At 38.2% G+C, this 12874-nt stretch carries 20 protein-coding genes; all 20 read right to left on the bottom strand.

Annotated features, from left to right (window positions below; all coding sequences use genetic code 11):
* Positions 1–56: 56 nt before the first annotated feature.
* Complete coding sequence (locus ACQ2HF_RS00645) at positions 57–1343, bottom strand: citrate synthase (RefSeq protein ID WP_432411582.1); 1287 nt, start codon at positions 1341–1343, stop codon at positions 57–59.
* A gap of 225 nt (positions 1344–1568) precedes the next feature.
* The gene (eno, locus tag ACQ2HF_RS00650; RefSeq protein WP_432411583.1) at positions 1569–2855 is read right to left on the bottom strand and encodes a phosphopyruvate hydratase; all 1287 of its coding nucleotides are present in this window, start codon (positions 2853–2855) and stop codon (positions 1569–1571) included.
* 87 nt (positions 2856–2942) lie between these two features.
* Positions 2943–4055, bottom strand: a complete 1113-nt coding sequence (gene carA / locus ACQ2HF_RS00655) for a glutamine-hydrolyzing carbamoyl-phosphate synthase small subunit (RefSeq protein ID WP_432411584.1) — start codon at positions 4053–4055, stop codon at positions 2943–2945.
* A 208-nt stretch (positions 4056–4263) separates the two neighbouring features.
* Complete coding sequence (rplQ, locus tag ACQ2HF_RS00660; RefSeq protein ID WP_432411585.1) at positions 4264–4743, bottom strand: 50S ribosomal protein L17; 480 nt, start codon at positions 4741–4743, stop codon at positions 4264–4266.
* Positions 4744–4803: 60 nt separating this feature from the next.
* Positions 4804–5796: a DNA-directed RNA polymerase subunit alpha gene (locus ACQ2HF_RS00665; protein WP_432411586.1), complete on the bottom strand. Its 993-nt coding sequence runs from the start codon at positions 5794–5796 to the stop codon at positions 4804–4806.
* Positions 5797–5889: 93 nt separating this feature from the next.
* The gene (rpsD, locus tag ACQ2HF_RS00670) at positions 5890–6495 is read right to left on the bottom strand and encodes a 30S ribosomal protein S4 (RefSeq protein ID WP_432411587.1); all 606 of its coding nucleotides are present in this window, start codon (positions 6493–6495) and stop codon (positions 5890–5892) included.
* 166 nt (positions 6496–6661) lie between these two features.
* On the bottom strand, positions 6662–7060 hold the full coding sequence (rpsK, locus tag ACQ2HF_RS00675; RefSeq protein ID WP_432411588.1) for a 30S ribosomal protein S11: 399 nt from the start codon (positions 7058–7060) through the stop codon (positions 6662–6664).
* 9 nt (positions 7061–7069) lie between these two features.
* On the bottom strand, positions 7070–7444 hold the full coding sequence (gene rpsM, locus ACQ2HF_RS00680) for a 30S ribosomal protein S13 (RefSeq protein WP_432411589.1): 375 nt from the start codon (positions 7442–7444) through the stop codon (positions 7070–7072).
* Between the two features lie 3 nt (positions 7445–7447).
* Positions 7448–7564, bottom strand: a complete 117-nt coding sequence (gene ykgO, locus ACQ2HF_RS00685; RefSeq protein ID WP_013305171.1) for a type B 50S ribosomal protein L36 — start codon at positions 7562–7564, stop codon at positions 7448–7450.
* Positions 7565–7570: 6 nt separating this feature from the next.
* Positions 7571–7786 (bottom strand): translation initiation factor IF-1, encoded by a 216-nt coding sequence (gene infA, locus ACQ2HF_RS00690; RefSeq protein WP_014031991.1) that lies wholly within the window; start codon positions 7784–7786, stop codon positions 7571–7573.
* Positions 7787–7788: 2 nt separating this feature from the next.
* Positions 7789–9123, bottom strand: a complete 1335-nt coding sequence (gene secY, locus ACQ2HF_RS00695; RefSeq protein ID WP_432411590.1) for a preprotein translocase subunit SecY — start codon at positions 9121–9123, stop codon at positions 7789–7791.
* 11 nt (positions 9124–9134) lie between these two features.
* Positions 9135–9587, bottom strand: a complete 453-nt coding sequence (rplO, locus tag ACQ2HF_RS00700) for a 50S ribosomal protein L15 (RefSeq protein ID WP_432411591.1) — start codon at positions 9585–9587, stop codon at positions 9135–9137.
* Positions 9588–9597: 10 nt separating this feature from the next.
* Positions 9598–9777, bottom strand: coding sequence for a 50S ribosomal protein L30 (gene rpmD / locus ACQ2HF_RS00705; protein ID WP_432411592.1), 180 nt, complete (start codon positions 9775–9777; stop codon positions 9598–9600).
* A gap of 11 nt (positions 9778–9788) precedes the next feature.
* On the bottom strand, positions 9789–10313 hold the full coding sequence (gene rpsE / locus ACQ2HF_RS00710; RefSeq protein WP_432411593.1) for a 30S ribosomal protein S5: 525 nt from the start codon (positions 10311–10313) through the stop codon (positions 9789–9791).
* 5 nt (positions 10314–10318) lie between these two features.
* Complete coding sequence (gene rplR, locus ACQ2HF_RS00715) at positions 10319–10675, bottom strand: 50S ribosomal protein L18 (protein ID WP_432411594.1); 357 nt, start codon at positions 10673–10675, stop codon at positions 10319–10321.
* A gap of 11 nt (positions 10676–10686) precedes the next feature.
* Positions 10687–11229, bottom strand: a complete 543-nt coding sequence (rplF, locus tag ACQ2HF_RS00720) for a 50S ribosomal protein L6 (protein ID WP_432411595.1) — start codon at positions 11227–11229, stop codon at positions 10687–10689.
* A gap of 21 nt (positions 11230–11250) precedes the next feature.
* Complete coding sequence (rpsH, locus tag ACQ2HF_RS00725) at positions 11251–11652, bottom strand: 30S ribosomal protein S8 (RefSeq protein WP_432411596.1); 402 nt, start codon at positions 11650–11652, stop codon at positions 11251–11253.
* 73 nt (positions 11653–11725) lie between these two features.
* The gene (gene rpsN, locus ACQ2HF_RS00730) at positions 11726–11995 is read right to left on the bottom strand and encodes a 30S ribosomal protein S14 (protein WP_432411597.1); all 270 of its coding nucleotides are present in this window, start codon (positions 11993–11995) and stop codon (positions 11726–11728) included.
* 1 nt (position 11996) lies between these two features.
* Entirely contained in the window at positions 11997–12548 is a 552-nt protein-coding gene (gene rplE / locus ACQ2HF_RS00735; RefSeq protein ID WP_432411598.1) for a 50S ribosomal protein L5, read from the bottom strand.
* Between the two features lie 2 nt (positions 12549–12550).
* Positions 12551–12865: a 50S ribosomal protein L24 gene (rplX, locus tag ACQ2HF_RS00740; RefSeq protein ID WP_432411599.1), complete on the bottom strand. Its 315-nt coding sequence runs from the start codon at positions 12863–12865 to the stop codon at positions 12551–12553.
* Positions 12866–12874: the final 9 nt, after the last annotated feature.

Consider the following 12874-nt stretch of genomic DNA (forward strand, 5'->3'; position numbering starts at 1 on the left):
ATAAAAAAAGCACCTCATTGCTGAAGTGCTTTCTTAAAGTTTTTATCGTATTTGTTTTATCTCTTATCTACTGGTTTAAAACTTCTTAAGTTTTCACCAATATACACTTGACGTGGACGACCAATTGGTTCCTTTTTTAAACGCATCTCTCTCCACTGTGCTATCCAACCTGGCAATCTACCTAGAGAAAACATTGGAGTAAACATTTCAACAGGAATGCCCATAGCACGGTAAATAATACCCGAATAGAAATCTACATTTGGATATAATTTTCTATCCACAAAGTAGCTGTCTTCCAAAGCTTCCTTTTCTAATCCTTTTGCAATATCTAATATTGGATCTTGAACTCCTAGAGCACTTAATACGTCATCTGCAGATTTCTTGATGATTTTTGCGCGTGGGTCAAAGTTTTTATATACTCTATGTCCAAAGCCCATTAAGCGGAAGGGATCTTCCTTATCTTTTGCTTTGTTCATAAACTTATGCGTGTCACCCCCATCACTTTTAATAGCCTCCAACATTTCAATTACAGCTTGGTTGGCACCACCGTGTAACGGGCCCCACAATGCATTAATACCTGCCGAAAGTGATGCAAATAATCCTGCGTGAGAAGAACCTACCATCCGTACTGTCGATGTGGAACAATTTTGTTCGTGGTCTGCGTGTAAAATCAATAATTTGTCCAATGCGTTTACCACCGTCTTATTTGAGGTATACTCGCCATTTGGCTTTTTAAACATCATCTTTAAGAAATTATCCACATATCCCAAAGAATCATCTCCATAATCCAACGGAAGTCCTGCTCTTTTTCTGTAAGTCCAGGCTGTTAAAACTGGGAATTTACCCATGATACGAACAATAGCCTGATACATTTCTTCTTCACTATCTACGTTTACTGAAGTGGGATTAAAAGCAATCAAAGCCGATGTTAACGCAGACATTACTCCCATAGGATGTGCAGCCTTAGGAAAACCGTCTAAAATTTTCTTTATGTCTTCATCTACCTGTGATTGGGCTTTAATATCATTATGAAATTTGTCCAACTGCTCTTTAGTAGGCAATTCACCAAAAATTAACAAATAAGCTACTTCTAAGAAGTCTGCCTTCTCTGCAAGCTCTTCTATAGAATACCCACGGTATCTTAAAATACCTTCTTCACCATTTAAAAAAGTGATGGCACTCTCGCAGGAACCTGTATTTTTATATCCTGGATCTAGGGTAGTAACACCGCCCGTCACTCCACGAAGTGATTTAATATCTATGGCAACTTCATTTTCGGTCCCAACAACTACAGGAAATTCATACGATTTACCGTCAATTGTTAGTGTGGCTATTTTAGACATATATGCTTTTGGTTTTATTAAAATTTCAGAAAACTGCCTGCGGTATGTTCGCAAACAAATAAGATGCTAATTTACGAAATATCGCACTAATTTTTTAGCAATCGGCATAGTTTGTAGGTTAAATAATCCTTAAAACTGAGACTTTTGAACACATAACAATCCTAAAAGCAAAAAACCTCTCATATATAGTATAGGAGAGGCTCTTAAATTTTGACTTTTATAGTATTAAATCTTAAACGCTTTTCTACCCGGGTAGTATGCTACTTCTGCCAATTCTTCTTCAATCCTAAGCAATTGATTGTATTTTGCCATACGATCACTACGCGATGCCGAACCTGTTTTTATTTGCCCACAATTGAGCGCTACAGCCAAATCTGCAATCGTATTGTCTTCGGTTTCGCCGCTTCTATGACTCATTACTGAAGTGTATCCCGCATTATGTGCCATAGTCACGGCTGCAATGGTTTCGGTTAACGTTCCAATTTGGTTTACTTTTATTAAAATTGAATTAGCAATGCCTTCATCAATTCCTTTCGAAAGTCTTTCTACATTGGTTACAAATAAATCATCTCCAACCAATTGTACTGTATCTCCAACTTTTTCGGTTAAAGATTTCCAGCCTTCCCAATCGTTTTCGTCCATGCCATCTTCTACTGATATGATGGGATATTTTTCACATAATTCGGCCAAATAGCTAGCCTGCTCTTCACTGGTTCTTACTTTTCCGCTATCACCTTCGAATTTTGTGTAATCATATTTCCCATTCACATAGAATTCTGCCGCGGCACAATCTAAGGCAATCATAATGTCGTCGCCTAACGTATACCCAGCATTTTTTACCGCTTTTGCAATGGTATCCAGCGCATCTTCTGTTCCGTCTAAGGTTGGTGCGAAACCACCTTCGTCTCCTACCGCAGTGCTTAAATTTCTATCGTGGAGTACTTTTTTAAGATGGTGAAAAATTTCAGAACCCATTTGCATGGCTTGTGTAAAATTCTTCGCTTTTACCGGCATCACCATAAATTCCTGAAACGCGATAGGTGCATCACTGTGCGAACCTCCATTAATAATGTTCATCATTGGTACTGGAAGTGTCTTGGCACTTACACCACCAACGTAGCGGTACAAAGGCTGACCTAATTCAGCGGCCGCTGCCTTAGCACAGGCTAATGAAACGCCTAAAATAGCATTTGCTCCTAGCTTAGATTTGTTAGGAGTGCCGTCCAAATCTATCATAATCTTATCTATCTGCGCTTGTTCAAATACTGAAACTCCCAAAAGTGTTCCAGCAATCTTTCCATTCACGTTATGCACAGCTTTTAACACCCCTTTTCCCATATACGCATCGCCGCCGTCACGAAGTTCGACCGCTTCGTGTTCTCCCGTGGAAGCTCCCGAAGGTACTGCAGCGCGACCCATATACCCATGCTCGGTAAGCACATCTACTTCTACCGTAGGATTTCCTCTTGAATCAAAAATTTGTCTTGCGTGAATGTCTATGATGATGCTCATACTTATTTTTTATTATAAAGTGCAAGCACTTTATTTATTATTAAAAAACCTGTCAGGTTTTTTTAAACCTGACAGGCCTTGTGACTTTTATTTTTTAGAATTTTTGATGTTTTCTACAAACTCGTCAAACAAATAGCTTGCGTCGTGGGGTCCTGGGCTGGCCTCTGGGTGGTATTGTACCGAGAAAACCGGTTTATTTTTCATTCGTATTCCTGCTGCCGTTTGGTCGTTAAGATGCAGGTGCGTAATTTCAATGTCTGCGTGCGCTTCTGCCTCTTCCCTGTTAATGGCGAAACCGTGGTTCTGTGAGGTAATTTCACCTTTTCCAGTAATTAAGTTCAGGATTGGATGGTTAATCCCCCGGTGACCGTGGTGCATTTTATAGGTTGAGATTCCGTTAGCGAGTGCTAATATCTGGTGTCCCAAACAGATTCCGAATAAAGGTTTCCCAGTTTCAATTATTTTTTTGGTAGTTTCTATTGCTTCGGTCAAAGGTTCCGGATCTCCTGGACCATTGCTTAAGAAAAAGCCATCTGGATTAAAACTTTGCATTTCTTCAAAAGATGCGTTGTAAGGATATACTTTGATGTAGCAATCTCTTTCAGACAGGTTGCGAAGGATATTTTTCTTGATGCCAATATCTAATGCTGAAATTTTATACGTCGCATTTTCATTTCCGAAGAAATAAGGCTCTTTGGTAGAAACTTTACTCGCCAACTCCAAACCGTTCATATTTGGAACTTCGGAGAGTTGTTTTTTAAGACCTTCTATATTATCAACTTCAGTAGAGATCACAGCGTTCATGGCACCATTATCACGTATATAACTCACCAAAGCTCTTGTGTCTACATCGCTAATGGCCAGCAATTTATTTTCATTTAAAAAATCTTCAAGCGAGCCATCTGCTTCAGGTCTTGAATAGTGGTAGCTGAAATTTCTACAAATTAATCCCGCAATTTTTATCCCTTCGCTCTCCACTTCATCTTTAGCAACGCCATAGTTTCCAATATGAGCATTGGTGGTCACCATTAACTGACCAAAATAGGATGGGTCTGTGAAAATTTCTTGATACCCCGTCATCCCTGTGTTAAAACAAACTTCTCCAAAGGATGAACCTTCTTTACCTCCCACGGCTTTTCCGTGAAAAATGGTTCCGTCTGCTAATAAAATAAGGGCTGGCTTTCTAGTTTGGTATTTCATAGTTTTCTGTAAAAAGTTTTGCAAAAATACGCTTATTGAGATTGGTATTAAAATTTAGGTTTTAGAACTTTTAAACAATTGTGACTCACAAACCTGCTGCTTGTATTTTTAGCAGCCTTGATCGTGGAAATGCAAATGAGTTCACAAAAAAAAGGGATAAACATTATAATGTTTATCCCTTTTAAAGTATCTAGCAATGAAATTTCATCTACTCTTCTTCTTTCGTTGCTTTTGTTTCTGTTGCTGGAGCAGCGGCTGGTTTAGAACCTCCACGACGGCTACGACGTGTAGAAGATTTCTTTTTAGTTGCTTTTCCTACATTGTATATTTCATTGTAATCTACAAGTTCAATCATCGCCATATCTGCAGCATCTCCTAGACGACTTCCCAATTTGATGATACGTGTGTATCCTCCTGGACGGTCACCTACTTTTACAGCTACATCGCGAAACAATTCAATTACAGCATCTTTTTGACGTAATCTTGCCATAACGATACGACGATTGTGCGTTGTATCTTCTTTAGATTTTGTAATCATTGGTTCTACGAATTGCTTTAAAGCTTTTGCTTTTGCTACTGTAGTGTTGATTCTCTTGTGTTCAATTAGTGAACATGCCATATTGGCTAACATTGCCTTTCTGTGCGCTGTTTGTCTTCCTAAATGATTTACTTTTTTTCCGTGTCTCATGACATTTGTTTTATCATCTTGCTACCAAATCCACCTTGGCGGAGAGCAAAATATGATTAATTAATCTTTATCTAATTTGTATTTTGAAAGATCCATTCCGAAGTTCAGTCCTTTTACATTCACAAGCTCTTCAAGCTCAGTCAATGATTTTTTACCGAAGTTTCTGAATTTCATCAAGTCATTCTTATTGTAAGACACCAAGTCTCCTAGTGTATCTACTTCTGCAGCCTTTAAACAGTTCAAGGCACGTACTGAAAGATCCATATCTACTAATTTGGTCTTTAGTAACTGACGCATGTGTAATGATTCCTCATCGTATGTTTCAGTTTGTGCAATCTCGTCTGCTTCCAACGTAATGCGCTCATCACTGAACAACATAAAGTGGTGGATTAAGGTTTTTGCAGCTTCGGTCAAGGCATCTTTTGGATGAATTGATCCGTCTGTTTGGATTTCGAAAACTAATTTTTCGTAATCTGTTTTCTGCTCTACACGGAAGTTTTCAATACTGTACTTCACGTTTTTTATAGGCGTATAAATAGAATCTGTGAAAATAGTCCCAAGAGGCGCGTTTGCTTTCTTGTTTTCTTCAGCAGGAACGTACCCACGACCTTTTTCGATAGTAATCTCAAAGTTCATGTTTACTTTCTTCTCCATATTACAGATAACCAAATCTGGATTCAATACTTGAAAACCAGAGATATATTTTTGGAAATCTCCTGCAGTTAACTGGTCATTTCCGTTTACTGAAATGGTTACAGTCTCATTATCTATTTCATCAATTTGACGCTTAAAACGTACTTGCTTTAAGTTCAAAATTATTTCGGTTACATCTTCTACAACGCCTGCAATAGTAGAAAACTCGTGATCTACTCCTTCGATACGTACCGAAGTAATTGCAAAACCTTCTAAAGAAGATAGTAAAACCCTTCTAAGTGCATTACCAACTGTTAATCCATAACCAGGCTCCAAAGGACGAAATTCGAATTTCCCCTCGAAATCTGTAGAGTTAATCATGATAACTTTATCGGGTTTCTGAAAACTAAATACTGCCATTTTTTCTTCGTTTTAATTGTTATTTAGTTGCGCGATTTAAAAGTTTGAAGAACACTATAAATCCTTTGGCCAAATACCAATATGATTATTTTATTATTTAGAATATAATTCGACGATAGACTGTACATTGATCTTTTCTGGAATCTGGATCATTTGTGGAATAGAAACATAATTTCCCTCCATTTTTTCACCGTTCCAAGTAATCCATTCGTATACGTTACGTGTATTATCTAACGAAGACGTGATCGCTTGTAAAGACTTAGATTTTTCTCTAACTCCTACTACATCACCAGCTTTTAATTGGTATGAAGGAATGTTTACCTTTTCACCGTTTACTGTAATATGTCTGTGACTTACTAGTTGACGTGCACCACTACGTGTAGGAGCAATTCCCATACGGAAGACAACGTTATCTAGACGAGACTCAGCTAATTGCAACAATACCTCACCGGTAATCCCAGGAGCTGCAGTTGCTCTTTTAAACATATTTCTAAATTGACGCTCCAAAATACCATAGGTATATTTTGCTTTTTGCTTTTCCATTAACTGGATTGCGTATTCAGATTTTTTTCCGCGACGACGGTTGTTTCCGTGTTGTCCCGGAGGGTAATTCCTTTTTTCAAAGGCTTTGTCTTCTCCGAAGATAGCCTCACCAAATTTACGGGCTATTTTAGATTTTGGACCAGTATATCTTGCCATTTCTAGTTGTTTTTGAAGGAGAAACTAAATTAAGGTCTTACGTTAATCCTTTAGTTCCCTAACCCCTCGGTTGATATTTATTAAAATTTTGAGTTTGCAAATATACGACATACAATGCTATAAATAACTTTATGCACTGTATATCGTATCTCTGCTTAAAAAAGTGTTATACTCTTCTACGTTTTGCTGGACGACATCCATTGTGCGGCATTGGAGTTACATCAATGATTTCAGTAACTTCAATTCCTGCATTATGGATAGAGCGGATAGCAGATTCTCTACCATTTCCTGGTCCTTTCACGTATACTTTACACTTACGCATTCCAGCTTCCGTTGCAACCGCTGCTGCATCTTCTGCTGCTAATTGCGCAGCATATGGAGTGTTTTTCTTAGATCCTCTAAAGCCCATTTTACCGGCAGAAGACCAAGATATTACATCTCCGCCTTTATTTGTCAACGAAATAATAATGTTATTGAACGATGCTGTGATGTGTGCTTCACCCACAGTGTCCACATTAACTTTACGTTTTTTTGTGCTTTTAGCTTTTGGATTTGCCTTTGCCATATCTAGTGATTATTTAGTTGCTTTTTTCTTGTTAGCAACTGTTTTACGTTTTCCTTTTCTGGTTCTTGAGTTGTTCTTGGTACGTTGTCCACGTAACGGAAGACCCGCTCTGTGGCGAATACCTCTGTAACAACCAATATCCATTAAGCGCTTAATGCTTAATTGTACTTCACTACGTAACTCACCTTCGATTTTGAAAGACCCAACTGCATCACGAATAGCACCGATTTCATCATCGTTCCATTCGTTTACTTTTTTGTCTTCGCTAACTCCGGCTTTCTCCAATATATCCTTCGCTCGGCTATTGCCAATTCCGAAGATATACGTTAACGCGATTACACCCCTTTTTTGCTTTGGGATATCTACACCTGCGATTCTTGCCATAACTTATCCTTGTCTTTGTTTGAACCTAGGGTTCTTTTTATTAATTACATATAATCTGCCTTTTCTGCGAACAATCTTGCAGTCGGCACTTCTCTTTTTAACTGATGCTCTAACTTTCATAATAGCTTAGTATCTGTATGTGATTCGAGCCTTTGTTAAATCATAAGGGCTCATTTCTAATTTTACTTTATCCCCAGGTAATAATTTTATATAGTGCATACGCATCTTACCTGAAATATGCGCTGTAACAACGTGACCGTTTTCTAGCTCCACTCTAAACATTGCATTAGACAATGCTTCGATTATAGTTCCATCTTGTTCTATTGCGGGTTGTTTGGCCATAATTATGCTACTGCTTTTCTATTTTTACCACTCTTCATTAAGCCATCGTAATGACGGTTGAGTAGGTATGAATTAATTTGTTGCATAGTATCTATGGCTACACCTACCATAATTAATAGTGAGGTACCTCCAAAGAATAATGCCCAACCTTGTTGAACTCCCATTAACTTCACAACGAAAGCTGGAAAGATTGCTACCAAAGCTAAGAATACGGATCCTGGCAAGGTAATTTGCGACATAATTCTATCTAAGAATTCAGCAGTATCGGTTCCCGGCTTAATTCCTGGAATAAAACCACCACTTCTCTTCAAGTCATCTGCCATTTTATTGGTTGGTACTGTAATAGCCGTATAGAAATAGGTAAAGATAATAATCAATGCAGCAAACACTACATTATACCATAATCCAAAAATATCACTAAAGGTAGCCAACATACTCTGACCCCATTCGGTATCTTTTATAGATCCTAAATTTGCCAACGCTGTAGGTACAAACATTAATGCTTGCGCAAAGATAATTGGCATAACTCCAGATGCATTCAATTTTAACGGAATGAACTGTCTTGCTCCAAATATATTCTTTTCGTATTCACCACTAGCGGTACGCCTTGCATACTGGACGGGTATCTTTCGAACCGCCATGACCAGCATTACACAAGCAAGAATAATGACAAACCAAATAACTAACTCAATCAACACAAACATAATGCTACTTGAAGCTAATTCCTGTGCAAAAGACTGAGGTAATGTGGCAATAATACCTACCATAATTAAGATAGAGATACCGTTACCAATACCTTTATCTGTAATCTTTTCACCTAGCCACATCGCAAAGATACAACCGGTTACCAGGATGATAGTAGAAGACACAAAGAACATAGGTGTTTTACCAAGGATAAATGCATCAACAGGAACTCCAAGAGCTTCTAAACCGAACAAATAACTAGGTGCTTGCACCAAACAAATACCAATGGTTAACCAACGGGTAATCTGCGTGATTTTTTTTCTACCACTTTCTCCTTCTTTCTGTAATTTCTGAAGATACGGAACCGCAATTTGCATTAACTGAACCACAATGGAAGCAGAAATATATGGCATAATACCCAACGCAAAAACCGATGCATTTGCAAAAGCACCACCAGTAAAAGCATTTAGTAATCCACCAATTCCGCCAGCATCAAAGTTACCAGCAAATCCGCCTAATTTTGAAGCATCAATCCCAGGTAGTACTACCTGCGCACCAAAACGGTACACCAATAGTAGCCCAAGTGTAACCAAAATTCGGTTACGAAGCTCCTCTATTTTCCAGACATTTTTTAAGTTCTCGATAAATTTCATTCGTATCTGTATTACAATGTTATTGCTTCACCTCCGGCAGCTTCAATAGCTTGCTTTGCTGAGGCAGTAAACTTGTGTGCAGATACTTTCAATCCAGCTTTCAATTCTCCTCTACCTAAAATCTTCACCATTTCATTCTTTCCAGCCAAACGAAGACTTATCATTGTATCGAAGTCAAGGGTATCCTTAATTTTCTTATCATCAACCAATTTCTGAAGGGTATCAAGATTAACACCTTGATATTCTTTACGGTTAATGTTAGTGAACCCAAACTTAGGCACACGACGTTGTAAAGGCATTTGACCACCTTCAAAACCAACTTTTTTAGAGTATCCTGAACGTGACTTCTGACCATTATGTCCACGGCCTGCTGTTCCGGCTTTACCCGAACCTTGACCTCGCCCTAATCGTTTTCCCTCTCTATGGGTAGAACCTTCTGCAGGTTTTAAGTTACTTAATTCCATGTTGTATATCTTAAACAGTTTCTACTGAAACCAAATGTTTAACTTTATTTACCATACCAAGAATATTTGGCGTGTTTTCATGCTCGATTGTCTGTCCGATCTTTTTAAGACCCAACGCTTCAAGCGTTCTCTTTTGGTTTTGCGTGCGGTTGATGGCACTCTTCACCTTAGTTACTTTAATTTTTGCCATTTCTCTAGTATTTATCCTTTATATAATTTTTCCAAAGTAATACCACGCTGTTTTGCAACAGTATCTGCACTACGCAATTGTAATAAAGCATCAAATGTTGCTTTTACTACGTTGTGTGGGTTTGATGATCCTTGAGACTTAGACAATACATCGTGAACTCCTACAGACTCTAATACAGCACGTACCGCACCACCAGCGATCAAACCGGTACCAGGCGCTGCTGGTAAAAGATTTACTCTTGCTCCACCATACTTACCTTTTTGCTCGTGTGGTAAAGAAGCCTTGTTTAAAGGAATACGAACCAAGTTTTTCTTAGCGTCTTCAATAGCTTTTGCAATAGCACTGGCAACATCCTTAGATTTACCTAACCCTTGTCCAACTACTCCGTTCTCGTCTCCTACAACTACAATAGCTGAAAATCCGAAAGCACGACCACCTTTGGTTACCTTAGTAACACGTTGTACACCCACCAAACGGTCTTTTAACTCAATACCTCCTGGCTTTACTGTTTCTACGTTTTTATAATCTTGATACATATGTCTTAGAATTTAAGGCCGCCTTCGCGAGCTCCTTCAGCTAATGATTTAACTCTTCCGTGGTAAAGGTATCCACCTCTGTCAAAACTTATCATTTCAACACCAGCTTTTGTTGCTTTTTCAGCAATTGCCTTTCCAACTAATTTTGCAGCTTCAACTTTATTTGCTTTTGAAGCGTCTATGTCTTTGTCTCTTGAAGATGCAGCAGTAATGGTTTTACCATTTACATCGTCAATAAGTTGTGCATAAATCTCTTTATTACTTCTGAAAACAGCCAAACGCGGACGTTCTGCTGTTCCGGAAACCGTTTTGCGTATTCTGAAACGCAAACGTTGTCTTCTATCTTCTTTTGATAATGCCATAACGTTATTACTTATGCAGATTTACCTGCTTTTCTTCTAATGATTTCACCAACAAACTTAATACCCTTCCCTTTGTAAGGTTCTGGTCTACGGAACGCACGGATTTTCGCCGCTACTTGCCCTACTAATTGTTTGTCGTTTGATGTTAATACTATGATTGGGTTTTTCCCTTTCTCGCTTACGGTCTCCACTTTTACTTCTGGAGCAATGTCCAAAACAATGTTGTGAGAGAAACCAATGGCCAAATCTAATTTTTGTCCTTGGTTGCTTGCTCTATACCCTACACCTACTAACTCTAATTTTTTGGTCCATCCATTAGATACACCTTCAATCATATTGTTAACAAGCGAACGATACAAACCGTGCTTTGCTCTGTGATCTTTGGCATCACTAGGACGCTCTACAATCACATTACTTTCTTCAACTTTTACGCTAACATCAACTATTTCTTGAGTTAACTCGCCTAATTTCCCTTTTACAGTAATAGTATTGTCTTTAACATCTACTGTTACTCCTTCAGGAATCGCTACCGGGTTTTTACCTATTCTTGACATTTCTTTTTTGTCTTTAAATTTTTAGTAAACGTAACACAATACTTCACCACCTACATTCTGATTGGCAGCTTGCTTTCCTGTCATTACTCCTGCTGAAGTAGACACAATAGCAATACCTAAACCGTTCAAAATACGTGGCATTTCTGAAGCACCTGCATACTTACGTAAACCGGGTGTACTTATTCTTTGTAATCTTTTGATAACTGGGTCTTTTGTAAGCTTATCATATTTTAAAGCGATTTTTACGGTTCCTTGTGGTCCGTTATCGTCCTCAAATTTGTAGCTTAGGATAAATCCCTGGTCAAACAAAATTTTTGTAATCTCTTTTTTGAGATTTGAAGCTGGCACCTCTACTACGCGGTGTCCTGCTTTCACTGCATTTCTAACTCTCGTTAGATAATCTGCGATTGGATCTGTTGTCATTATTTATGTATTGCGGAAGTGGTTTTTTATTCTGAAATTAGTTCAGTCTAAAACCTTCAACCAGTTTATAGTATTACCAAGAAGCTTTTCTTACTCCTGGAATTAATCCTTGGTTTGCCATTTCACGAAACATTACACGTGAAAGACCAAATGTTCTCATATATCCTTTTGGACGTCCTGTTAATTTACAACGGTTGTGTAAACGAACTGGAGAGGCATTTTTTGGTAATTTTTGTAAACCTTCCCAGTCGCCAGCTTCTTTAAGAGCTTTACGCTTTTCAGCATACTTTTTTACCATTCTTTCTCTTTTGCGCTCACGCGCTTTCATTGATTCTTTAGCCATCTTAGTTCTTTTTAAAAGGTAACCCTAATTCGGTTAATAATGATTTCGCCTCCTTATCGGTAGGTGCAGAAGTTACAAACGTAATGTTCATCCCTTCGATTTTCTTTACCTTATCAATATTGATTTCTGGAAAGATAATCTGCTCTTCGATTCCCATAGAGTAATTTCCTCTACCGTCAAAACCAGTTGCATTAATACCGTTAAAATCACGTACGTTTGGCAATGAACTTGTTACAAGTCTATCTAAAAATTCATACATACGTTCTCCACGTAACGTAACTTTGGCACCAATAGGCATCCCTTTACGTAATTTGAAGTTTGCAATATCTTTCTTAGACATAGTTGCAATTGCACGCTGTCCTGCAATGATTGTTAATTCTTCAACAGAATTATCAATCAATTTCTTATCGGCAACCGCAGCTCCAACGCCACGAGAAACAACAATGCGTTCTAGTTTTGGAACTTGCATTACATTTGTGTAACCAAATTCTTCTGTAAGAGCACTTGTTACTCTGCTCTTGTATTCTTCCTTAAGTCTTGGTGTATATGCCATAACTATAATACTTGATTCGATTTTTTAGAAAATCGTACTTTTTTACCATCTTCCATTCTATATCCTACACGTGTAGCTTCTCCAGATTTTGGATCTACTAACGATAGGTTAGAAATATGAATAGGAGCTTCTTTTTCTATAATTCCACCTTGAGGACTAGCCGCACTTGGCTTCTCATGTTTCTTTACAGTATTTACTCCCTCTACTATTGCTTTGTTCTTTACAGCGTCTACACGAAGCACTTTACCTTCAGAACCCTTATGGGCTCCTGCGGTAACCACTACGGTATCTCCTGTTTTTATTTTAAGCTTTCCCATTTCGTTATC

It is taken from the genome of Rasiella sp. SM2506 (assembly GCF_050859505.1).
In the GTDB taxonomy this organism is placed as follows: Bacteria; Bacteroidota; Bacteroidia; order Flavobacteriales; family Flavobacteriaceae; genus Marinirhabdus.